The organism is Serratia marcescens subsp. marcescens ATCC 13880, from assembly GCF_017299535.1.
Taxonomy (GTDB): domain Bacteria; phylum Pseudomonadota; class Gammaproteobacteria; order Enterobacterales; family Enterobacteriaceae; genus Serratia; species Serratia marcescens.
This window is the reverse complement of sequence record NZ_CP071238.1, coordinates 287,729-310,789: the sequence shown is the minus strand read 5'-3', so window position 1 is coordinate 310,789 and position 23,061 is coordinate 287,729. Positions and strand designations below refer to the sequence as shown.

19 protein-coding genes, 2 tRNA genes, 2 rRNA genes and 1 riboswitch are annotated in these 23,061 nt (G+C 58.2%); of the genes, 10 read left to right on the top strand and 13 right to left on the bottom strand.

Going from position 1 to position 23,061, the window contains the following annotated elements; translation table 11 throughout:
- Positions 1–37: 37 nt before the first annotated feature.
- From J0F90_RS01430 to J0F90_RS01415, 4 genes are all read right to left on the bottom strand, one after another.
- Positions 38–2,944, bottom strand: a 23S ribosomal RNA gene (locus J0F90_RS01430).
- Between the two features lie 206 nt (positions 2,945–3,150).
- A tRNA-Ala gene (locus tag J0F90_RS01425) sits at positions 3,151–3,226 on the bottom strand.
- Positions 3,227–3,264: 38 nt separating this feature from the next.
- Positions 3,265–3,341: transfer RNA gene (locus tag J0F90_RS01420), tRNA-Ile, on the bottom strand.
- Positions 3,342–3,415: 74 nt separating this feature from the next.
- Positions 3,416–4,957, bottom strand: a 16S ribosomal RNA gene (locus J0F90_RS01415).
- Together the 16S and 23S rRNA genes with 2 tRNA genes alongside form the textbook arrangement of a ribosomal RNA operon.
- A gap of 637 nt (positions 4,958–5,594) precedes the next feature.
- Here J0F90_RS01415 and purH point away from each other — a divergent pair.
- Together purH and purD are read left to right on the top strand one after the other, a co-directional pair.
- The gene (purH, locus tag J0F90_RS01410; RefSeq protein WP_015376332.1) at positions 5,595–7,184 is read left to right on the top strand and encodes a bifunctional phosphoribosylaminoimidazolecarboxamide formyltransferase/IMP cyclohydrolase; all 1,590 of its coding nucleotides are present in this window, start codon (positions 5,595–5,597) and stop codon (positions 7,182–7,184) included.
- A 48-nt stretch (positions 7,185–7,232) separates the two neighbouring features.
- Positions 7,233–8,516: a phosphoribosylamine--glycine ligase gene (gene purD / locus J0F90_RS01405; protein WP_033638956.1), complete on the top strand. Its 1,284-nt coding sequence runs from the start codon at positions 7,233–7,235 to the stop codon at positions 8,514–8,516.
- 49 nt (positions 8,517–8,565) lie between these two features.
- Here purD and J0F90_RS01400 read toward each other — a convergent pair whose 3' ends face one another.
- The 6 genes from J0F90_RS01400 to nudC all read right to left on the bottom strand — a co-directional run bounded on the left by J0F90_RS01400 (position 8,566) and on the right by nudC (position 12,941).
- Positions 8,566–9,237 carry a DUF1481 domain-containing protein gene (locus J0F90_RS01400; RefSeq protein ID WP_028127643.1) on the bottom strand — a complete coding sequence of 224 codons (672 nt, stop codon included), beginning with the start codon at positions 9,235–9,237 and terminating at the stop codon, positions 8,566–8,568.
- Positions 9,238–9,273: 36 nt separating this feature from the next.
- Positions 9,274–9,546 (bottom strand): nucleoid-associated protein HU-alpha, encoded by a 273-nt coding sequence (gene hupA / locus J0F90_RS01395; protein WP_004929874.1) that lies wholly within the window; start codon positions 9,544–9,546, stop codon positions 9,274–9,276.
- A 189-nt stretch (positions 9,547–9,735) separates the two neighbouring features.
- Positions 9,736–10,326, bottom strand: coding sequence for a YjaG family protein (locus tag J0F90_RS01390; protein ID WP_004929875.1), 591 nt, complete (start codon positions 10,324–10,326; stop codon positions 9,736–9,738).
- Positions 10,327–10,374: 48 nt separating this feature from the next.
- Positions 10,375–11,061 carry a deoxyribonuclease V gene (nfi, locus tag J0F90_RS01385; protein ID WP_016929417.1) on the bottom strand — a complete coding sequence of 229 codons (687 nt, stop codon included), beginning with the start codon at positions 11,059–11,061 and terminating at the stop codon, positions 10,375–10,377.
- A gap of 9 nt (positions 11,062–11,070) precedes the next feature.
- Complete coding sequence (gene hemE, locus J0F90_RS01380; RefSeq protein ID WP_016929418.1) at positions 11,071–12,135, bottom strand: uroporphyrinogen decarboxylase; 1,065 nt, start codon at positions 12,133–12,135, stop codon at positions 11,071–11,073.
- 38 nt (positions 12,136–12,173) lie between these two features.
- Entirely contained in the window at positions 12,174–12,941 is a 768-nt protein-coding gene (gene nudC / locus J0F90_RS01375; RefSeq protein WP_028127642.1) for an NAD(+) diphosphatase, read from the bottom strand.
- Positions 12,942–13,042: 101 nt separating this feature from the next.
- Here nudC and J0F90_RS01370 point away from each other — a divergent pair, with 101 nt between their 5' ends.
- From J0F90_RS01370 to J0F90_RS01335, 8 genes are all read left to right on the top strand, one after another.
- Entirely contained in the window at positions 13,043–13,546 is a 504-nt protein-coding gene (locus tag J0F90_RS01370; protein WP_016929420.1) for an Rsd/AlgQ family anti-sigma factor, read from the top strand.
- A gap of 39 nt (positions 13,547–13,585) precedes the next feature.
- Positions 13,586–13,710, top strand: a riboswitch (TPP riboswitch).
- A gap of 114 nt (positions 13,711–13,824) precedes the next feature.
- Entirely contained in the window at positions 13,825–15,768 is a 1,944-nt protein-coding gene (gene thiC, locus J0F90_RS01365; RefSeq protein ID WP_033638957.1) for a phosphomethylpyrimidine synthase ThiC, read from the top strand.
- Positions 15,761–16,411 carry a thiamine phosphate synthase gene (thiE, locus tag J0F90_RS01360; RefSeq protein ID WP_016929422.1) on the top strand — a complete coding sequence of 217 codons (651 nt, stop codon included), beginning with the start codon at positions 15,761–15,763 and terminating at the stop codon, positions 16,409–16,411. Before thiC ends, thiE begins: the two co-directional genes overlap by 8 nt.
- Complete coding sequence (locus tag J0F90_RS01355; RefSeq protein WP_033638958.1) at positions 16,404–17,153, top strand: HesA/MoeB/ThiF family protein; 750 nt, start codon at positions 16,404–16,406, stop codon at positions 17,151–17,153. The genes thiE and J0F90_RS01355 overlap by 8 nt, the downstream gene beginning before the upstream one ends.
- On the top strand, positions 17,150–17,350 hold the full coding sequence (gene thiS / locus J0F90_RS01350; RefSeq protein WP_016929423.1) for a sulfur carrier protein ThiS: 201 nt from the start codon (positions 17,150–17,152) through the stop codon (positions 17,348–17,350). The genes J0F90_RS01355 and thiS overlap by 4 nt, the downstream gene beginning before the upstream one ends.
- Before the next feature lies 1 nt (position 17,351).
- Entirely contained in the window at positions 17,352–18,131 is a 780-nt protein-coding gene (locus J0F90_RS01345; protein ID WP_033638960.1) for a thiazole synthase, read from the top strand.
- Positions 18,131–19,264 carry a 2-iminoacetate synthase ThiH gene (gene thiH, locus J0F90_RS01340; RefSeq protein ID WP_016929425.1) on the top strand — a complete coding sequence of 378 codons (1,134 nt, stop codon included), beginning with the start codon at positions 18,131–18,133 and terminating at the stop codon, positions 19,262–19,264. Before J0F90_RS01345 ends, thiH begins: the two co-directional genes overlap by 1 nt.
- Before the next feature lie 801 nt (positions 19,265–20,065).
- Complete coding sequence (locus tag J0F90_RS01335; RefSeq protein ID WP_048796953.1) at positions 20,066–20,761, top strand: helix-turn-helix domain-containing protein; 696 nt, start codon at positions 20,066–20,068, stop codon at positions 20,759–20,761.
- Here the strand turns inward: J0F90_RS01335 and J0F90_RS01330 are convergent.
- Genes J0F90_RS01330 through J0F90_RS01320 form a run of 3 tightly spaced genes read right to left on the bottom strand, consistent with a single transcriptional unit; the run spans position 20,747 to position 22,933 of the window.
- Positions 20,747–22,021 carry a sensor histidine kinase gene (locus tag J0F90_RS01330; RefSeq protein ID WP_033638965.1) on the bottom strand — a complete coding sequence of 425 codons (1,275 nt, stop codon included), beginning with the start codon at positions 22,019–22,021 and terminating at the stop codon, positions 20,747–20,749. The genes J0F90_RS01335 and J0F90_RS01330 overlap by 15 nt on opposite strands.
- Position 22,022: 1 nt before the next feature.
- Positions 22,023–22,487, bottom strand: coding sequence for a putative pterin-binding protein (locus J0F90_RS01325; RefSeq protein WP_033638966.1), 465 nt, complete (start codon positions 22,485–22,487; stop codon positions 22,023–22,025).
- Entirely contained in the window at positions 22,487–22,933 is a 447-nt protein-coding gene (locus tag J0F90_RS01320; protein WP_033638968.1) for a GNAT family N-acetyltransferase, read from the bottom strand. The genes J0F90_RS01325 and J0F90_RS01320 overlap by 1 nt, the downstream gene beginning before the upstream one ends.
- Between the last annotated feature and the right edge of the window lie 128 nt (positions 22,934–23,061).

The following is a 23,061-nucleotide window of genomic DNA, read 5'->3' as shown; positions in this document are numbered from 1 at the left end:
CGCTGAAAATCTCTCTAAAAAACACCTTCGGTGTTGTAAGGTTAAGCCTCACGGATCATTAGTACTGGTTAGCTCAATGCATCGCTGCACTTACACACCCAGCCTATCAACGTCTTAGTCTTAAACGTTCCTTCAGGGGCCTTAAAGGCCCAGGGAAGACTCATCTTGAGGCAAGTTTCGCGCTTAGATGCTTTCAGCGCTTATCTTTTCCGCACTTAGCTACCGGGCAATGCCATTGGCATGACAACCCGAACACCAGTGGTGCGTTCACTCCGGTCCTCTCGTACTAGGAGCAACCCCTCTCAATCTTCCAACGCCCACGGCAGATAGGGACCGAACTGTCTCACGACGTTCTAAACCCAGCTCGCGTACCACTTTAAATGGCGAACAGCCATACCCTTGGGACCTACTTCAGCCCCAGGATGTGATGAGCCGACATCGAGGTGCCAAACACCGCCGTCGATATGAACTCTTGGGCGGTATCAGCCTGTTATCCCCGGAGTACCTTTTATCCGTTGAGCGATGGCCCTTCCATTCAGAACCACCGGATCACTAAGACCTACTTTCGTACCTGCTCGAGCCGTCACTCTCGCAGTCAAGCTAGCTTATGCCTTTGCACTAACCTCACGATGTCCGACCGTGATTAGCTAACCTTCGTGCTCCTCCGTTACTCTTTGGGAGGAGACCGCCCCAGTCAAACTACCCACCAGACACTGTCCTCACCCCAGATTATGGGGCCGAGTTAGAACATCAAACATTAAAGGGTGGTATTTCAAGGATGGCTCCACGCAGACTGGCGTCCACGCTTCAAAGCCTCCCACCTATCCTACACATCAAGGCTCAATGTTCAGTGTCAAGCTATAGTAAAGGTTCACGGGGTCTTTCCGTCTTGCCGCGGGTACACTGCATCTTCACAGCGAGTTCAATTTCACTGAGTCTCGGGTGGAGACAGCCTGGCCATCATTACGCCATTCGTGCAGGTCGGAACTTACCCGACAAGGAATTTCGCTACCTTAGGACCGTTATAGTTACGGCCGCCGTTTACTGGGGCTTCGATCAAGAGCTTCGCCTTGCGGCTGACCCCATCAATTAACCTTCCAGCACCGGGCAGGCGTCACACCGTATACGTCCACTTTCGTGTTTGCACAGTGCTGTGTTTTTATTAAACAGTTGCAGCCAGCTGGTATCTTCGACTGGCTTCAGCTCCATCCGCGAGGGACTTCACCTACATGCCAGCGTGCCTTCTCCCGAAGTTACGGCACCATTTTGCCTAGTTCCTTCACCCGAGTTCTCTCAAGCGCCTTGGTATTCTCTACCTGACCACCTGTGTCGGTTTGGGGTACGATTTAATGTTACCTGGAGCTTAGAGGATTTTCCTGGAAGCAGGGCATCAACTACTTCTGCACCGTAGTGCATCGTCATCACGCCTCAGGGTTAGCATGCAACCGGATTTACCAGGTCACACCCCCTACACGCTTAAACCGGGACAACCGTCGCCCGGCTAGCCTAGCCTTCTCCGTCCCCCCTTCGCAGTAACACCAAGTACAGGAATATTAACCTGTTTCCCATCGACTACGCTTTTCAGCCTCGCCTTAGGGGTCGACTCACCCTGCCCCGATTAACGTTGGACAGGAACCCTTGGTCTTCCGGCGAGCGGGCTTTTCACCCGCTTTATCGTTACTTATGTCAGCATTCGCACTTCTGATACCTCCAGCAACCCTCACAGGCCACCTTCAACGGCTTACAGAACGCTCCCCTACCCAACAACGCTAAGCGTCGCTGCCGCAGCTTCGGTGCATGGTTTAGCCCCGTTACATCTTCCGCGCAGGCCGACTCGACCAGTGAGCTATTACGCTTTCTTTAAATGATGGCTGCTTCTAAGCCAACATCCTGGCTGTCTATGCCTTCCCACATCGTTTCCCACTTAACCATGACTTTGGGACCTTAGCTGGCGGTCTGGGTTGTTTCCCTCTTCACGACGGACGTTAGCACCCGCCGTGTGTCTCCCGTGATAACATTCTTCGGTATTCGGAGTTTGCATCGGTTTGGTAAGCCGGGATGGCCCCCTAGCCGAAACAGTGCTCTACCCCCGAAGATGAGTTCACGAGGCGCTACCTAAATAGCTTTCGGGGAGAACCAGCTATCTCCCGGTTTGATTGGCCTTTCACCCCCAGCCACAAGTCATCCGCTAATTTTTCAACATTAGTCGGTTCGGTCCTCCAGTTAGTGTTACCCAACCTTCAACCTGCCCATGGCTAGATCACCGGGTTTCGGGTCTATACCTTGCAACTAATCGCCCAGTTAAGACTCGGTTTCCCTACGGCTCCCCTATACGGTTAACCTTGCTACAAAATATAAGTCGCTGACCCATTATACAAAAGGTACGCAGTCACACCACGAAGGTGCTCCCACTGCTTGTACGTACACGGTTTCAGGTTCTATTTCACTCCCCTCGCCGGGGTTCTTTTCGCCTTTCCCTCACGGTACTGGTTCACTATCGGTCAGTCAGGAGTATTTAGCCTTGGAGGATGGTCCCCCCATATTCAGACAGGATGTCACGTGTCCCGCCCTACTCATCGAACTCACGACCTGTGCATTTTAGTGTACGGGGCTATCACCCTTTGCTGCGCGACTTTCCAGACGCTTCCACTAACACACAAGCCGATTCAGGTTCTGGGCTCCTCCCCGTTCGCTCGCCGCTACTGGGGGAATCTCGGTTGATTTCTTTTCCTCGGGGTACTTAGATGTTTCAGTTCCCCCGGTTCGCCTCATGCCACTATGTATTCATGACATGATAGTGTGTCGAAACACACTGGGTTTCCCCATTCGGGTATCGCCGGTTATAACGGTTCATATCACCTTACCGACGCTTTTCGCAGATTAGCACGCCCTTCATCGCCTCTGACTGCCTAGGCATCCACCGTGTACGCTTAGTCACTTAACCTCACAACCCGAAGATGTTTCCATCGTTCGCGCTGCAAACATTTGAGAGACTCTATGACAGGTTACTCTTCATCCCAATACGTCTACGGAGGGACAAATTTCAGCCGTCATGTTTCAATTTTCAGCTTGTTCCAGATTGTTAAAGAGCAAAATACTTCGCAGCATACTGTCGCCAATATACTCTGAAGTATTAAATACCGGACTATATGGTGGAGCTAAGCGGGATCGAACCGCTGACCTCCTGCGTGCAAGGCAGGCGCTCTCCCAGCTGAGCTATAGCCCCATACAGTCACGCGCAGTACCTTTTCCACTTCCGAGAAGTGGTAGGCCTGAGTGGACTTGAACCACCGACCTCACCCTTATCAGGGGTGCGCTCTAACCACCTGAGCTACAAGCCTATAAAGGTATTTCTGCTCGTTACTTTCTATCAGACAATCTGTGTGAGCACGCCACTCGAACTAATATCTTTAGGTAAGGAGGTGATCCAACCGCAGGTTCCCCTACGGTTACCTTGTTACGACTTCACCCCAGTCATGAATCACAAAGTGGTAAGCGCCCTCCCGAAGGTTAAGCTACCTACTTCTTTTGCAACCCACTCCCATGGTGTGACGGGCGGTGTGTACAAGGCCCGGGAACGTATTCACCGTAGCATTCTGATCTACGATTACTAGCGATTCCGACTTCATGGAGTCGAGTTGCAGACTCCAATCCGGACTACGACATACTTTATGAGGTCCGCTTGCTCTCGCGAGGTCGCTTCTCTTTGTATATGCCATTGTAGCACGTGTGTAGCCCTACTCGTAAGGGCCATGATGACTTGACGTCATCCCCACCTTCCTCCAGTTTATCACTGGCAGTCTCCTTTGAGTTCCCGGCCGAACCGCTGGCAACAAAGGATAAGGGTTGCGCTCGTTGCGGGACTTAACCCAACATTTCACAACACGAGCTGACGACAGCCATGCAGCACCTGTCTCAGAGTTCCCGAAGGCACCAATCCATCTCTGGAAAGTTCTCTGGATGTCAAGAGTAGGTAAGGTTCTTCGCGTTGCATCGAATTAAACCACATGCTCCACCGCTTGTGCGGGCCCCCGTCAATTCATTTGAGTTTTAACCTTGCGGCCGTACTCCCCAGGCGGTCGATTTAACGCGTTAGCTCCGGAAGCCACGCCTCAAGGGCACAACCTCCAAATCGACATCGTTTACAGCGTGGACTACCAGGGTATCTAATCCTGTTTGCTCCCCACGCTTTCGCACCTGAGCGTCAGTCTTCGTCCAGGGGGCCGCCTTCGCCACCGGTATTCCTCCAGATCTCTACGCATTTCACCGCTACACCTGGAATTCTACCCCCCTCTACGAGACTCTAGCTTGCCAGTTTCAAATGCAGTTCCCAGGTTGAGCCCGGGGATTTCACATCTGACTTAACAAACCGCCTGCGTGCGCTTTACGCCCAGTAATTCCGATTAACGCTTGCACCCTCCGTATTACCGCGGCTGCTGGCACGGAGTTAGCCGGTGCTTCTTCTGCGAGTAACGTCAATTGATGAACGTATTAAGCTCACCACCTTCCTCCTCGCTGAAAGTGCTTTACAACCCGAAGGCCTTCTTCACACACGCGGCATGGCTGCATCAGGCTTGCGCCCATTGTGCAATATTCCCCACTGCTGCCTCCCGTAGGAGTCTGGACCGTGTCTCAGTTCCAGTGTGGCTGGTCATCCTCTCAGACCAGCTAGGGATCGTCGCCTAGGTGAGCCATTACCCCACCTACTAGCTAATCCCATCTGGGCACATCTGATGGCAAGAGGCCCGAAGGTCCCCCTCTTTGGTCTTGCGACGTTATGCGGTATTAGCTACCGTTTCCAGTAGTTATCCCCCTCCATCAGGCAGTTTCCCAGACATTACTCACCCGTCCGCCGCTCGTCACCCAGGGAGCAAGCTCCCCTGTGCTACCGCTCGACTTGCATGTGTTAAGCCTGCCGCCAGCGTTCAATCTGAGCCATGATCAAACTCTTCAATTAAAAGCTTGATTTGCTTCCACTCGAGAAGCGATGCTCAAAGATTTACTGCATGAATTTTACTTCAGTTAGTCACTCTTCAAGACTTGATATTTTTTTGCATCCGAAGATGCTGGATATCGTCTTGTGGAGTGCCCACACAGATTGTCTGATAAATTGTTAAAGAGCAGTGAGTTAGGCGCTTTCGCTTGCTAACTCGAGGTGGCGTATATTACGCTTTCCTCTTTCAGAGTCAACCCTAATTTTCAGGGTTTTTTCTCTGCGACCCCCGGAGACTCTGTGAAGTTGTTCACATGTTCCGTGTCGATGGAGGCGCATTATAGGGAGTTCCTCGCAGGCCGCAACAGGTATTTTCAGCAAAAACGATCGTTCGCTGCATTCCACAGCAAAACCCCGCCTTATACCCACTTGCACACAGTGTTATCCACAGATGCGATTTGCACGGAAAATTTACGAGCGCCACGCAAACGTTTTCGCTACAATTCCCCGCGACGAAACGATCCCCCTTTTTATGGGGGCGCTACCTGAATATGTGCCTGACCCTCCCTTTATAAGGCAAAAAACCCTTCCTTATAGAGAGAACGAGGTGGACATTCACGTAACGCTCTTTAATTGCGACTCAAAGCCAAGGGATAAAACCATGCAACAACCTCGTCCAATCCGCCGGGCCCTGCTCAGCGTGTCTGACAAAACCGGTATCGTTGAATTCGCCGAAGCGCTTTCCCAGCGCGGCGTTGAACTGCTCTCCACCGGCGGCACCGCTCGTCTGCTGGCAGACGCCGGTCTGCCCGTTACCGAAGTTTCCGACTACACCGGCTTCCCGGAGATGATGGACGGACGAGTTAAGACCCTGCACCCGAAAGTCCACGGCGGCATTCTCGGCCGCCGCGGCCAGGACGACGCCGTCATGAATCAGCATGACATCAAGCCTATCGACATGGTGGTCGTCAATCTGTACCCGTTCGCCCAAACCGTGGCGCGCCCGGATTGCTCGCTGGAAGACGCGGTTGAAAATATCGATATCGGCGGCCCGACCATGGTGCGCTCCGCCGCCAAGAACCATAAAGACGTCGCCATCGTGGTGAAAAGCAGCGACTACGCCGCCATCATTACCGAGATGGACAACAACGACGGCTCGCTGCGCTATGCCACCCGCTTCGATCTCGCCATCAAAGCCTTCGAACACACCGCCGCCTACGACAGCATGATCGCCAACTACTTCGGCGCGCTGGTGCCGGCGTACCACGGCGAGACCGAGCAACCGTCCGGCCGCTTCCCGCGTACCCTGAACCTCAACTACATCAAGAAGCAGGATATGCGCTACGGTGAGAACAGCCACCAGCAGGCCGCCTTCTATATAGAGGAAGAGGTGAAGGAAGCGTCCGTCGCGACCGCCGAGCAGCTGCAGGGCAAAGCGCTGTCCTATAACAACATCGCCGATACCGACGCCGCGCTGGAATGCGTGAAAGAGTTCGCCGAACCGGCCTGCGTGATCGTCAAGCACGCCAACCCTTGCGGCGTGGCGATCGGCGACGACATTCTGGCCGCCTACGAGCGCGCTTACCAAACCGACCCGACCTCCGCTTTCGGCGGCATCATCGCCTTTAACCGCGAGCTGGACGCCGCCACCGCGCAGGCGATCATCAGCCGCCAATTCGTGGAAGTGATCATCGCGCCAAACGTCACCCAGGAAGCGCGCTCCCTGCTGGCCGCCAAACAGAACGTGCGCGTGCTGGCCTGCGGCCAGTGGCAGCAACGCGTGGCGGGGCTGGACTTCAAGCGCGTCAACGGCGGCCTGCTGGTGCAGGATCGCGATCTGGGCATGGTAACCGCCGCCGATCTGCGCGTGGTATCCGAGCGCCAGCCGACCGAGCAGGAACTGCGTGATGCGCTGTTCTGCTGGAAAGTGGCCAAGTTCGTGAAATCCAACGCCATCGTTTATGCGCGTGACAACATGACCATCGGCATAGGCGCCGGCCAGATGAGCCGCGTTTACTCCGCCAAGATCGCCGGCATCAAAGCGGGCGACGAAGGGCTGGAAGTGAAAGGCTCCGCCATGGCCTCCGACGCCTTCTTCCCGTTCCGCGACGGCATCGATGCCGCCGCGGCGGTTGGCATCACCTGCGTGATCCAGCCTGGCGGCTCAATCCGCGACGACGAAGTGATCGCCGCCGCCAACGAACACGGCATCGCGATGATCTTCACCGACATGCGTCACTTCCGCCATTAATTCCTTTTGCCGCGTGCGCTCCGGCGCACGCCATTCGTGGAGCCCCTGATGAACATTTTGATTATCGGCAACGGCGGGCGCGAACACGCGCTGGCCTGGAAAGCCGCCCAGTCTCCGCTGGCGGACAAAGTCTACGTCGCGCCGGGTAATGCCGGCACCGCGCTGGAAGCCAATCTGGAAAACGTGGCGATCGCCGCCACCGACATCCCCGCCCTGGTCGCGTTCGCCCAGAGCCATGACATCGGTCTGACCATCGTTGGGCCGGAAGCGCCGCTGGTGATCGGCGTGGTCGACGCCTTCCAGGCCGCCGGTCTGAAAATCTTCGGCCCATCACAGGCCGCCGCGCAGCTCGAAGGCTCCAAAGCCTTCACCAAAGATTTCCTGGCGCGCCACCGCATCCCGACCGCCGAATATGAAAACTTCACCGAGGTGGAGCCGGCGCTGGCCTATGTGCGCCGCAAAGGCGCGCCGATCGTCATCAAGGCTGATGGCCTGGCGGCCGGTAAAGGCGTGATCGTCGCGATGACGCTGCAGGAAGCGGAAGAAGCCGTGCGTGACATGCTGGCCGGCAACGCCTTCGGCGACGCCGGTCATCGCATCGTAGTGGAAGAGTTCCTCGACGGCGAAGAAGCCAGCTTCATCGTGATGGTCGATGGCGAGAACGTGGTGCCGATGGCCACCAGCCAGGACCACAAGCGCGTCGGCGACGGCGATACCGGCCCGAACACCGGCGGCATGGGGGCCTACTCTCCGGCGCCGGTCGTGACCGACGAAATCCACCAGCGCGCCATGGACCAGGTGATCTGGCCGACGGTGCGCGGCATGGCGGCGGAAAGCAATACCTACGTCGGCTTCCTGTACGCCGGCCTGATGATCTCCGCCGACGGCCAGCCGAAGGTGATCGAATTCAACTGCCGTTTTGGCGATCCGGAAACTCAGCCGATCATGCTGCGCCTGCGCTCCGATCTGGTGGAGCTGTGCCTGGCGGGTGCCGAAGGCCGTCTGAATGAGAAAAGCTCTGACTGGGACGAACGCCCTGCGCTCGGCGTGGTGCTGGCAGCCGGCGGTTATCCGGGCGACTATCGCAACGGTGAGGTTATCCAGGGGCTACCGCAGCAGGAAAGCGCCGACGGTAAGGTCTTCCACGCCGGTACGCGCCTGCAGGGCGATGACGTCGTCACCAGCGGCGGCCGCGTGCTGTGCGTGACGGCGCTGGGCGACACCGTGGCGCAGGCGCAGCAACGCGCTTATCAGCTGGCGGAAGGCATCCAGTGGCCGGGCAGCTTCTGCCGCAAAGATATCGGTTATCGCGCGATTGCGCGCGGCAAATAATTTGACCTTTCATGGTCATGACAAGAGGCTCCGCAGCGCGGGGCCTTTTTTATAGTTGGTCTTCTTTCGGTTCCCAGCTGCAGAAATCGTCGTTCGCCACCAGCAGCAGTTCGCTGCCTTCCGGCGCTTCCAGCCAGGCGACGCTCACCGGCCGGCTGCTGCTGCGGGCACGCTTCTCGATCCAGACGATGGAGGCGGCATCCAGTCCCGGTTTCATGCTTTGGCCGTCGCAGGTTTGCACCTCGCCCTGCATCCAACGCCCCTGCAGCAATTTCACCTTGCCGGCGCGCAGCGCATTGCTCACTTCGAGGATCCGTCGCGCCTGATATTGATACAGGGCAATTTCATCGCGGGTCAGCGGTTCGCGGCGTGTCGCCAGTTGGCGCTGCATAAAGCTCACCGTGCCGTCGTCGGCAAAGCGCAGCTGAATGGAATCTCGATCGCCGTCGGCGTCGTTACGTTTGATTTGGCGCAGCACGTCGCCCTGATAGGTGTACAGCGTGGTAATGGTGCCCGGGCCGCGGTAAGGGCTGTAGACGCTGACCAACACTTGCGGACGATGTTGCTCATCGTCTTTACGCCACAGACGTATCACGCCCTGATCGGCCACGAAGCCGCTGGCGGTAAAACTGGGGATATCGGAATGGAAACTGCAGGCGCTCAGGCCGACGGCGATGCCAACGGCCATGAGCGCCCGACGAGTAAACAAAAGGGGCGCCATCGCCCCCCTGTTTAATCTTTTCACCGAGGCGCGGTCTTATTTAACGGCGTCTTTCAGTGCTTTGCCAGAAACGAACGCAGGCACGTTGGCTGCTGCGATTTTGATTTCTTTGCCAGTCTGTGGGTTGCGGCCAGTGCGCTCGCTACGATGGTTTACTTTGAAAGTACCGAAGCCAACCAATTGTACTGCATCACCTTCTTTCAGAGACTCAGTAATTGCAGCCAGGGTGGATTCCAGAGCCAGTTTAGCTTGTGCTTTGGAAAGGTCAGCCTTGTCCGCGATTACATCAATCAGTTGAGTCTTGTTCATAAGTTATCCTTACAGTGTGTTTATCGTTTGCAAAGCATCGAGTGCGACGGATATGCCGATTGACAGCACTCTCCTGCATACACGCACCGATAGCCACTTTTTTTACGCCCCCCAAATGTAGACCAGACAGGGTGCGGATGTGAAGCCTTAAGGCATGACAAATCAGGCGTTAAATCACGTTTTGTTGCCTTATTGCGCTAAATTTATCCCGATGTTGCTGACCCCCGCCTCCCGCAGGTCTGATCGCAGCCCCTTGATCAGGTCTATGTCGCGCTCTTCACAGGCGTCCAACAGGCGGAAAATTTCCCATTGAATGTCCCATTCTTCCTCTACCGCAGGCAAACTTTCCAACTCTTCGTCGGTCATTTCCTTACCGGCTTGGGTCATTTCCAACATCGCCACGGTGCGAATCGATGTTTCGCTGATGGCGATGGCGTGCTCCAGCGTCTCCCCGCCGAGCCGCGAATGGATCAGTTCCCCTAATGCGATACAGGCATCAATTGCCGGGTAAACGCCGTAAAGATCGTAATCTTCCGCCGACGGAATCGCCTCTTCCAACTTCTCGAGCTGGCTGTCGAAGTTGACCTTGGCGTCCTTCACCACCAGCGTTTCCCACACCAAATCCAGAATGCGGCGATAAACCGCCGGATCGCCGAACTCGGTCTGTTTGCAGAACATCTGGTAATTCGGGTACATACGCTCGCACAAACTGGCCATAAAGGTCAAATGTTGCCAGCCCTCGAGCCGTTCCAGACGTAAATGAATCGGGTTACGTAGCATGCTTTACTCTCTTACGCGTTATCTGCGGCGCAGTGTACCCGAAATCGCTCATGGCGACACCTCCGGATGCTGCTGCAACCACCGCTGAAACGCCGGACGGCGCGAAGCGATGGCGTCGGCCCAACGGGTCGGCTCCGGCAAACGGTAGCCCGCCATGCAGCGCTGCACCCACGCCAGCGCGCTGTCGGCGCCCACGCGGTGACCGGTAGAGATGAACAGCGGGTTGCAACGCGCCTTGCTGCGCCATACCCAACCCAGCTGTTCACCCTTATCTTCCAACGGCGCCAGCGCGCCGACGGCGGCGTCCAGCGGCGCGAATTTGCCGCACAGGCGCTTCTTGGCCACGCCGATGGTCGGCACATCGACCAGCAGGCCGAAATGGCTGGCGACGCCAAGGCGCCGCGGATGTGAAACGCCGTGGCCATCAACGAAGATCAGCCCCGGTTTTTGCCGCAGCTGCGCCCAGGCGGCCAGCAGCGCCGGGTATTCGCGAAACGACAGGAAACCCGGGATATAAGGCATGACGGTAGCGATGCGCGCCACCTGATACTCCACCAGCTCCAGCGACGGATAGCGCAGGATGGCGATGGCGGCGCGCGTCACCGCGCCCTCTTGCTCGAAGCCCACATCGGCGCCGGCGATGAACGCCGGCGGTTCGGCCGGCAGATCGTCGTAGCGAATGACTTCAGCGGCGCGCCGCAGCTGTTCGGCGCGCAGAGCCGCCATATCGGTCACATCGGATCCTTAACGGTGGTATTTCGCCGACTGCGCGTGTACCGCCTCGACGAAGGCCCCGGCGTGCTCCGGCGGCACATCCTGATGGATGCCGTGGCCCAGGTTGAACACATGACCGTTGCCGTGGCCGAAACCGGCCAGAATGGTCTCCACTTCGTCCGCGATGCGCGCCGGAGAAGCATAAAGCATCGACGGATCCATATTGCCCTGCAGCGCCACTTTGTCGCCCACGCGCCGACGCGCGTCGGCGATATCGGTGGTCCAGTCCAGCCCCAGCGCATCGCAGCCGGTGGCGGCCATCGCCTCCAACCACTGCCCACCGCCTTTGGTAAACAGCGTCACCGGCACGCGGCGGCCGTCATTTTCACGCAGCAGGCCATCGACGATCTTGTGCATGTAGTGCAACGAGAACTCGCGGTAATCGCGCCCGGTCAGCACGCCGCCCCAGGTGTCGAACACCATCACCGACTGCGCGCCGGCCTTGATCTGGGCATTGAGATACAGGATCACGCTGTCCGCCAGCTTGTCCAGCAACAGGTGCAGCGTGGCCGGTTCGGCATACATCATCTTCTTCAGCTTGGTGAAGGCCTTGCTGCTGCCGCCCTCAACCATATAGGTAGCCAGCGTCCACGGGCTGCCGGAGAAGCCGATCAGCGGCACTTCGCCCTTCAGCTCGCGGCGAATGGTGCGCACCGCGTTCATCACATAGCCCAGCTCCACTTCCGGATCGAACACCGGCAGTTTGTCGACGTCGGCGCGGCAGGTGACGGGGGAGCTGAAACGCGGGCCTTCGCCGGCTTCAAAGTACAGGCCGAGCCCCATGGCGTCGGGAATGGTGAGAATATCGGAGAACAGGATGGCGGCGTCCAGCGCATAGCGGCGCAGCGGCTGCAGCGTAACCTCACAGGCCAGCTCCGCGTTCTTGCACAGCGACATGAAATCACCGGCCTGGGCGCGAGTCGCCTTGTACTCCGGTAAATAACGACCGGCCTGGCGCATCATCCATACGGGGGTCACATCCACCGGCTGGCGCAACAGCGCGCGCAGGTAACGATCGTTCTTCAACTCAGTCATTTATGGGGCTCCCTTAATAATCTGCCGGCCATTGTACATTATTCTGCCCGGCACAGCGCCACGGTGTCCTCAATCAACCGGCGCGCCACGGTGCCGGGCGGCGGCAACAGCGGCAGTTGGTCGTAACGATACCAGCCGGCATTGAGCAGCTCCTTGGGATCGTGGCGAATCTCACCCTGGTGGTAATCGGCCATAAAGGCCATCATCAGCGAGTGCGGAAACGGCCAGGGTTGTGACGTGACGTAGCGCAGGTTCTTGATTTCAATATTGCTCTCTTCCATCACTTCGCGCGCCACCGCTTGCTCCAGCGTTTCGCCCACTTCGACGAAGCCGGCCAGCACCGTGTGAATGCCGCCGCGATGGCGCACGTGCTGCGCCAGCAGGATCTGATCCTCGCGCCGAATGGCGACGATCACGCAGGGCGCGATCTGCGGGTAGTAGCGTTCTTTGCAATGGCCGCACAGGCAGGCGCTTTCGGTGCGGCTGAGGTGCATCTCATGGCCGCAGTAGCCGCAATAGCGATGGGAGCGGTAGAAGTCCGCCAGCTGCACGCCGCGCCCGGCCAGCTGGAACAGACCGCGATCCTGATCCAACAGCTGACGCACCGATCCCATCTCCCGCGGCATCGCCTGGCGCACCAGCCAGACCGGCGCGCCCTCCCACTCACCGATGACGCGCGCCATATGGCCCTGCAGCCCGAGGGCGGCGGCAGTCCCCGACGGCAATTCACCGTTCGGTAACCAAAGTTTGCTTTCATGGCTGACGATCCACCAGCCGTTTTCATTGCCCGTTAATGCAAGTTCCATATCGTTGTTGCACAACCTCAGCTTCACTGGCACTCTACAAATCGGCTTTGTTACATTTTAATAACTTACCGGTTACTTTTGTTACTTACACGGAGTCAAACATGCTCAACCGTTTGGAAAGGCTGACTCAGCGCGTTGGCGGTAGTAATGAATTAGTTGATCAATGGCTTCAGGCCCGCAAGCAGTTGCTGGTCGCCTACTGCACGCTGGTAGGCCTCAAACCGAATAAAGAAAAGCATACGCCGCTGAATGAAAAAGCGCTGGAGAACTTTTGCCACAACCTGGTGGATTACCTCTCCGCAGGGCATTTTCATATCTATGACAGAATTATCAAACAAGTGGAAGGCGCAGCCAGTCCGAAAATGTCGCTGGCGGTGAACATCTACCCCAAGCTGTGGGCCAATACCGAACAGATCATGGCGTTCCACGATCGCTATACCGAAGTGGATATCGATCAGGAAGTTTGTCTGGAATTCCACCAGGCCTTGTCGGATATCGGCGAAACGCTGGCGGCGCGCTTTGCGCTGGAAGATAAGCTGATCCAACTGGAAGCGGAAGCCGCGCAGCAACCGCTGCCGGACCAGACACTGGATCCGGCGCGTTAAAATTTTATAGTTTTTTTTCTTATCCCTCCTATACTGGGGGGCATCTTGTCGGAGTGCCTAGCGCCTGATTTGTTCATCGAATCAGCCAGGCTGAGACCGTTAATTCGGGATCCGCGGAACCTGATCGGGTTAATACCCGCGAAGGGAACAAGAGTAATCTATCGCCACAGGCACGGCCTTCCCCTTGCGGGCGCCCTGCCTTATCGGCCACCATCATTACTCCCTCCGAGCTCCAGACAAGCAACTTTCCCAACCCAACACACTGGTAGGAACTTGCTATGTCTAACGTTAATCCACCGCGCGCCCGTAAAGCGCAACGCGAAGCCGCCCAGCAGTTTATCGACACGCTGCAAGGCATGGCTTTCCCAAACTCACGCCGCATCTACCTGCAGGGCTCGCGCCGCGATATCCAGGTGCCGATGCGCGAAATTCAGCTCAGTCCGACCCTGGTCGGCGGCAGCAAAGATAGCCCGCAGTATGAACCCAACGAGGCGATCCCGGTATATGACACCGCCGGCCCCTACGGCGATCCGCAGGCCAAGCTCGATGTGCACGCCGGCCTGGCCAAACTGCGTGCCGGCTGGATCGACGCGCGCGGCGATACCACGACGCTCAGCGGTGCCAGCTCCGGCTTCACCCAGCAGCGGCTGGCGGACGAGGGGCTGGATCACCTGCGCTTCGAGCATCTGCCGCTGCCGCGCAAAGCGCTGCCGGGCAAGCGCGTGACCCAGCTGCACTATGCCCGCGCCGGTATCGTCACCCCGGAGATGGAGTTCATCGCCATCCGTGAAAACATGGGGCGCGAACGCATTCGCGGCGAAGTACTGCGCCATCAGCATCCGGGCCAGGGCTGGGGCGCCAACCTGCCGGACAACATCACGCCGGAGTTCGTGCGCCAGGAAGTGGCCGCCGGCCGCGCCATCATTCCCGCCAACATCAACCATCCGGAGGCAGAGCCGATGATCATCGGCCGCAATTTCCTGGTGAAGGTGAACGCCAATATCGGCAACTCGGCGGTCACCTCGTCGATCGAAGAAGAGGTGGAGAAGCTGGTGTGGTCCACCCGCTGGGGCGCAGACACCGTGATGGATCTCTCCACCGGCCGCTATATTCACGAAACCCGCGAATGGATCCTGCGCAACAGCCCGGTGCCCATCGGCACCGTGCCGATCTACCAGGCGCTGGAGAAGGTCAACGGCGTGGCGGAAAACCTCACCTGGGAGATGTTCCGCGATACGCTGCTGGAACAGGCGGAACAAGGGGTCGATTATTTCACCATCCACGCCGGCGTGCTGCTGCGCTACGTGCCGATGACCGCCAAACGCCTGACCGGCATCGTGTCCCGCGGCGGCTCGATCATGGCCAAATGGTGTCTGTCGCACCATCAGGAAAACTTCCTCTATCAGCACTTCCGCGAAATCTGCGAGATCTGCGCCGCCTACGACGTTTCGCTGTCGCTCGGCGACGGCCTGCGCCCCGGCTCGATTCAGGACGCCAACGACGAGGCCCAGTTCGCCGAGCTGCATACGCTGGGCGAGCTGACCAAAATCGCCTGGGAATACGACGTGCAGGTGATGATCGAAGGCCCGGGCCACGTGCCGATGCAGATGATCCGCCGCAACATGACCGAAGAGCTGGAACACTGCCACGAAGCGCCGTTCTACACCCTCGGCCCGCTGACCACCGATATCGCCCCGGGCTATGACCATTTCACTTCCGGCATCGGCGCGGCAATGATCGGCTGGTTCGGCTGCGCCATGCTGTGTTACGTCACGCCGAAAGAGCACCTCGGCCTGCCGAACAAAGAAGACGTCAAACAGGGCCTGATCACCTACAAGATCGCCGCTCACGCCGCCGATCTGGCCAAAGGCCATCCGGGCGCGCAGATCCGCGATAACGCCATGTCCAAGGCGCGTTTCGAATTCCGCTGGGAAGATCAGTTCAATCTGGCGCTCGATCCGGCCACCGCGCGCGCCTATCACGACGAAACCCTGCCGCAGGAATCCGGCAAGGTCGCCCACTTCTGCTCGATGTGCGGGCCGAAATTCTGCTCGATGAAGATTTCGCAGGAGGTGCGCGACTACGCCGCCGCCCAGGAGGTCGCCAAGCCGATCGAAGTGCAGCTGACCGGCATGGAGAAAATGTCCGCCGAGTTCCGCGCCCGCGGCAGCGAGCTGTATCACAGCGCCGGCACGCTGCAAGAGGAGACAAGCAATGACTGATATCACGACCCCCTTCCCGGCGACGCCCTACAAACTGGGGCTCTACCCGGTCGTCGACAGCGTGGAATGGATCGCTCGCCTGCTTGAGGCCGGCGTCACCACCATCCAGCTGCGCATCAAGGATTTGCCTGACGAGCAGGTCGAAGAGGATATCGCCGCCGCCATCGCGCTGGGCCAGCGTTATCAGGCGCGGCTGTTCATCAACGACTACTGGCGGCTGGCGATCAAGCACGGCGCCTACGGCGTGCATCTGGGCCAGGAAGATCTTGATACCACCGATCTGGCTGCCATTCACCGCGCCGGGTTGCGGCTCGGCGTGTCCACCCATGACGACGCCGAACTGGCGCGCGCGCTGGCGGTGAAACCGTCCTACATCGCGCTGGGGCACATCTTCCCCACCCAAACCAAAGACATGCCTTCGGCGCCGCAGGGGCTGACGGAGTTGAAACGCCACATCGCCGGCCTGGCGGATTACCCGACGGTGGCGATCGGCGGGATCAGTATCGATCGCGTACCGGCGGTGCTGGCATGCGGCGTTGGCAGCGTCGCGGTGGTCAGCGCCATCACCCAGGCGCCGGACTGGCGCGCGGCGACGGCCGAGCTGCTACGGCTGATCGAAGGCGAGGATCCGAACGATGCTTAACGATCAGGAATTCCTGCGCTACAGCCGCCAACTGCTGCTGGAGGACGTCGGCCCGGAAGGCCAGGAGAAACTCAAGCGCGCCACGGTGCTGATCGTCGGTTTGGGCGGGCTCGGCTCCCCGGCTTCGTTGTACCTGGCCGCCGCCGGCGTCGGCACGCTGCTGTTGGCCGACGACGACCAGCTGCACGTCACCAACTTGCAGCGGCAAATCCTCTACCGCAGCGCCGATACCGCCACCGGTAAGGCGGCGCTGGCGCAACGCCATCTGCAGGCGCTGAACCCATTGGTGGAATCCATCCCGCTGGCGCAGCGGCTGCAAGGGCAAGCGCTGCGCGACGCGGTCACCCGCGCCGATTTGGTGCTGGACTGCTGCGACAATATGGCGACCCGCCATGAGGTCAATGCCGCCTGCATCGCCGCCGCCAAGCCGTTGATCAGCGGCAGCGCGGTCGGCTTCAGCGGCCAGCTGCTGGTGCTCGAGCCGCCCTATGCGCACGGCTGTTACGCCTGCCTGTACCCGGAGCAGGAAGAGCCGCAGCGCAACTGCCGCACCGCCGGGGTACTCGGCCCGGTGGTCGGCGTGATCGGCACTCTGCAAGCGCTGGAGGCCATCAAGATGCTGGCCGGCATGCCTTCCTCCCTCAGCGGGAAACTGCGGCTGTTCGACGGCAAGCAGCAGAGTTGGAGCACGCTGCAACTGAGCCAGGCCCGCGCCTGCCCGGTATGCGGAGGCGCGGCATGAAGATCCGTCTTAACGATCAGCCGCTGGAGCTGGCGCAGCCGCTCAGCGTCGCCGCCCTGCTGACCCAGCTGGAACGCCACCAGCCGGGCACCGCGCTGGCGATAAACCAAACCATCATCCCGCGCGCCGACTGGGCCGACCACCAGGTGCAGGACGGTGACGATATTTTACTGTTTCAAGCGATCGCCGGAGGCTGACATGCTGAAAATCGCCGATACCACTTTTACCTCGCGCCTGTTCACCGGCACCGGCAAGTTCGCCACCCCGGCATTGATGCTGGAGGCGCTGGCGGCCTCCGGTTCACAGCTGGTGACCATGGCCATGAAGCGCGTCGATCTGCGCGGCGGCAACGACGCCATTTTGGCGCCGCTGCAGCAGTTGGGCGTCAGGCTGTTGCCCAACACCTCCGGCGCCAAAACCGCCGCCGAAGCGGTGTTCGCCGCCCGGCTGGCGCGTGAAGCGCTCGGCACCCGCTGGGTAAAGCTGGAGATCCATCCCGATGTGAAATACCTGCTGCCTGATCCGATAGAAACGCTGAAGGCGGCGGAAACGCTGGTGAAAGACGGTTTTGTCGTGCTGCCCTATTGCGGCGCCGATCCGGTGCTGTGTAAACGGCTGGAAGAAGCGGGCTGCGCGGCGGTGATGCCGCTCGGCGCCCCTATCGGCTCCAACCGCGGTCTGCGCACCCGCGACTTCCTCGAGATCATCATCGAACAGGCCAAAGTGCCGGTGGTGGTCGACGCCGGCATCGGCGCGCCGAGCCACGCGCTGGAAGCGATGGAGCTGGGCGCCGACGCGGTGTTGGTGAATACCGCCATCGCCGTGGCGCGCGACCCGGTGCAAATGGCGCGGGCGTTTCGTCAGGCGCTGGAGGCCGGCGAACTGGCGCGCAGCGCCGGACTGGGCGCCAGCCAGCGCGGGGCGGTCGCCTCCAGCCCGCTGACCGCCTTCCTCAGCCTGCCAGAGGAGGCGCAGTGATGGGCGACGATTTCAGTAGCCGCTGGCAACAGCTGGATTGGGACGATATTACGCTGCGCATCAACGGCAAAACCGCGCGCGACGTGGAACGCGCGTTGAACGCCGACAAGCTGACGCGCGACGACTTTATGGCGCTGATCTCCCCCGCCGCCGCGCCGTATCTGGAACCGCTGGCGCAGCGCGCGCAGCAGCTGACCCGTCAGCGGTTCGGCAACGTCGTTAGCTTCTATGTGCCGCTGTACCTCTCTAACCTGTGCGCCAACGACTGCACCTACTGCGGCTTTTCGATGAGCAACCGCATCAAGCGCAAAACGCTGGATGCGGCGGAGATCGCACGCGAGTGCGAAGCCATCAAGGCGCTGGGGTTCGAACACCTGTTGCTGGTCACCGGCGAGCATCAGACCAAGGTCGGCATGGACTATTTCCGCCGGCACATTCCGGCGATCCGCAGCCACTTCAGCTCGCTGATGATGGAAGTGCAGCCGCTGGCGCAGGACGAGTACGCCGAGCTGAAAACGCTGGGCCTGGACGGCGTGCTGGTGTACCAGGAAACCTACCATCCGGCCACCTATCTGCAGCATCACCTGCGCGGCCAGAAGCAGGATTTCCATTGGCGCCTGGCCACACCGGATCGCCTGGGGCGCGCCGGGATCGACAAGATCGGCCTCGGCGCGTTGATCGGCCTCTCCAACAGCTGGCGCACCGACTGTTACCTGCTGGCGGAACATCTGTTCTACCTGCAGCAAACTTACTGGCAGAGCCGCTACTCGATCTCGTTCCCGCGTCTGCGCCCCTGCGCCGGCGGCATTGAACCGGCGTCGATCATGAGCGAGCCTCAACTGGTGCAGCTGATCTGCGCCTTCCGGCTGTTCGCGCCGGACGTTGAGCTGTCACTGTCTACGCGTGAGTCGCCGTACTTCCGCGATCATATGATCCCGGTGGCGATCAACAGCGTCAGCGCCGGCTCCAAGACGCAGCCCGGCGGCTATGCCGATGACGTGCCGCCGGAGCTGGAACAGTTCGAACCGCACGACGGCCGCACGCCGCAGCAGGTCGCCGAGGCCATCAGCAACGCCGGGCTGCAGCCGGTGTGGAAAGACTGGGACGGTTATCTGGGACGCGGTGCGCAATAAGCGGCAACGTTTGCCGCCGCGTGAAGAAAACGCTGGAGCGGCCGCGCAATGCTGAACGCCGATGCTGGCGTCGACAAGCCCCCCGCTTATAGTGACCTTGCCGACCGCCAAATCCGGCGTCGGCCGGGGCCGTCTCCCTCTCGATAGCCCCGCCTTATCCCATCCCGGATCGCGCAGAGACTCTCTGCGCGACTCCGGTTCCTCCTTGGATTTGCGCCGGCGGGGCATGCGGACAGGCCGTTTTGGCGACTCGGCTGACAGGAGCAACTGCGTTCTGCAATAACTCAGAGTGAGATTCAAAGGGCGACGGTTACAACAGAAAGTGGAGAGCGTGGAAAAAGAAGGCACTGCAAAGAAGATGCGCGACAAGAGAAGCTTGAAGGATAATCCCCGGCGCTGCCAATGGCCCTGGTGCTGGCCGCGGATCTTTTTGCCGCCTGCTCCCTGCTTACGGACAAGAGCAGGCGGTTTATTTTGTGAGACTGGCACCCCCCCAGGACGCGAATCACACAGTATGTGCGCTAATTAACCACATAAACGGCGAAATGTGAATGTCTTTTGAGTGTTTTTTTATTCAGTATCGAGTGTGTTTTGAGTTTGCCAAGGAAAATCAAACTGATATCACCGCAATACCCGAGGCTTCATCTATAATCCAGCACGGGTCCTCAAACAGGTTTTTCAACGCTCGCGGTTAACATCAAAAAAGCCAAGGTTGTCATGAAGAAAACGCCAAATTACATCGATGCAATCAGCGCGTTGCTCACTCTGAAAGGAGTTGGCGACAGAAAACATGCCTCCACGATGGCCAACATACTGAACCTTCAGTACAACAGCGCCAAACAGAAGCTGGATGGCAAAAGGGGCATCACCCTCGATGAAGTCAAAAAGGTTTTCCAGTATTTCAACGAGCCGTTTGCCGGCCAACGGACACATAACGGCGTGTTTATCATGAACAGCATTCACAAGCGCTGCAACATTGAGGTCGACGAGCGCCCGGTCACGCAAGCGGACAACGGCGAAACTTACGCCTACAAAAAGGACGATCTTTTCATCATCAACACCAACCGGGAACATGCCGCCGATGCCCCGCTGTACAAAGTCAACAAGATAGACTTTCTGCCGGCCCCGCGTATCGCGATCCTGGACAATGACAGTGATATTCTCGAACTGTTGAAGAAGATCGCCAGCCGCTACGGCATCGAAACGGAGACCTTTCAGACGGCGGACGCCATGCTGGCCGCGCTGGAGCAGCAGTCCTTTGAGGCGTTTATTTTGGACTGGCTGTTGGACTTCGGCGAGACTTCCGAACGCGTCGTGAAGAAAATTAAAGACGCCCTCGATCCGCACGCCCGCATCATCATTCTGACCGGCCAGCTGAATCACTACGAGAAAAACATCGGCGATATGATCCTGCACTATGACGTGCACTTGGTGGAAAAACCGACCAAGCCGCTGATTATCTCCTCGCTGTTGCTGTCGAACCTATTCTTTAATTAGTTTGATCGGGATGCGGATCAAAAACGATGAGCCAACCCCTTCGACGGATTTGACCTTGATGGCGCCTTTCATCGTCGTGACGTAATTTTTGATAATGGTCAGCCCCAGCCCCAACCCCTGCCGCGTTTCCCTTTCCAGCCCCTGATTGAACGCCTTATATAACCGATCCAGATTATCGACGTTAAACCCGATGCCGGTGTCTTTTACCCGCAAATACAGATTGCCGTGACACACCTTCACATTGAGGAGGATCGCGCCGTGGTGGGTAAATTTGTCCGCGTTGCTGAGCAGGTTGGCCAATATTCGGTAGAGCTTGTATTTATCAGAACCAATCAGGCCGGCATAAGACGAACGGTGGATCACGAGCCGATTGCCTCGCCCGGCGCCGATGCCGGTTACGGCATCCTCCACCACCTCATTCAGCCGGAAGGTGGAAATATTGATTTTAACTTCTCCCATCTCAAGCCGAGAATAATCCATCACCTCGCGCGTTTGTTCGGCGATCTTGTTGCCGTGATAGGAGATCAGGCGGGCTTCTTTTTTCAACTCTTCCTGCGCTAGCTCGTGTTCCATGATATCCGCGGCAATGACGATGGCCTGGGTCGAGCCGGCGATTTCGTGGTAGATGGAAGAGATAAAGATGTTCTTGTTCTTGATGATCTCTTTCAACGAGAAGGCATTTCTCAGCACCAGGAACATCATCAGGAACACCAAAATCAGCGAAAAGAGGGCGAACATCTCGGCTTTACTCGAGTTATCCTGGATGATGCCTTTCACTTCGGTAAAGTTTTTAATCTGTATCCGATAAATAATTTCCTGGATATCGACCAGCGTGCCCTCGATATCATCCATATAAGAGAGAATGTCCGTCTTGTTTTTCTGCCCCACCAGCAAGCCGGCAGAAAGATCGTCCAACGTGCGATACTGCTGCTTCAGCAGCGCAACATTTTTGATGAACTCGTCGTCGTAATAAAAAGAGTCGCTGAAGGTCGAACGGCTCTCCAGGATCTGAATCTTCGAGTAGAAGATTTTCTTTTTGATCTGGAAGGCGTCGTAATCGTTGTTTTCACTGAGCAACAGCGCGGTTTTGGTCCTTTCAAACGCCAGAAACAGGATCTCGGCCACCGAGTAGTTGTCCAGGTTGGGCTCGATCTGCTTATAGCGCTCTTTTACGCCGCCGAAGTTAATGGCAATCAACAAAATCAATAAGGAGAAGATGGCAACCAACGCGATAAGAGTACCGATCAGTTTTTTGCTCATCTTATTTCAGCTCCAACCTTTTAACTTGCCAGACGGTTTTCGCATTCACATCCAGGTTATTCAGCTCAGCATAGCCATCGCGCGGATAAATAATGGCGAACGGCCCCAGCTCACCAACGTCGATCGGCTTGCCGCCGCGCTGGTAGGCGACGATCACACGGTATTTAATCATCTCGTCAATCGGCATCGAATAAGAGTAATCATCCCAGGCGAAAGCGCGCACCGACTGGCCTTTCAGGTGATAGGCTTTCACTAACTCCGCAAACTCAACGCCGGTGAACATATCTTCCGGGGTGAAATTGGTCGAGGTTTTAATCGTGTGCTGCGGCATCGCCTCCAGCATCTGCCGGGTTATCTTGATCTTCTCGCCATCGAGCGGTTTCAGGTAAAAATAGTCAACGGCCGCATACAGCGGCGTGCTGAACAGCGAAAGCAGCAGTAACGTCATCAATCCTTTGATTGTCATTATTCACCCTCTTTACGTTTTACCAGTTCGGCCTGGCCGAACTCATCCTGCCCGACCACGGCCCAGCCGTGATGTTGATAAAAGCCTTCGGCTTTGGAGCCGGGATCGGTGGTTAAGTGGATCGCTTCGGCGCCGCGCTCAAACATCCAGGCGGTGACCCGCGCCAACAAGGCGGAGCCGATCCCCTTCGACTGGTATTCCGGCTTCACGAACAGGCCGCCGATCAGCGGCTCAGGGATGAATAACCCGAAGCCAACGCCGGCATAGTCGTCGCCATGCTTGCAGATCCAGCCGCCGCCCTGGTTGATGTCCTCCAGCGCCTGCCTGCGCTGCAGATACTGGATCTGATGCGGGTACAGCAGGTTTTCTTCAACGGAAAAGCGGATCTCATACAGGTAAGGCAGGTGTCGCGCCGTCAATTTTTCGAAGGTAATGAGGCTGTCCATGTTCGCACTGTCCTTGGTTGTCTGGTAAAAAACGCCGGTCAATTTCTGCTGTAACCATAGTAGCAAAGTTTGCTCGGCCCCGGCATGAGGCGAAAAAAAACCGCCCCCGAGGGAGCGGTTTATCTGGC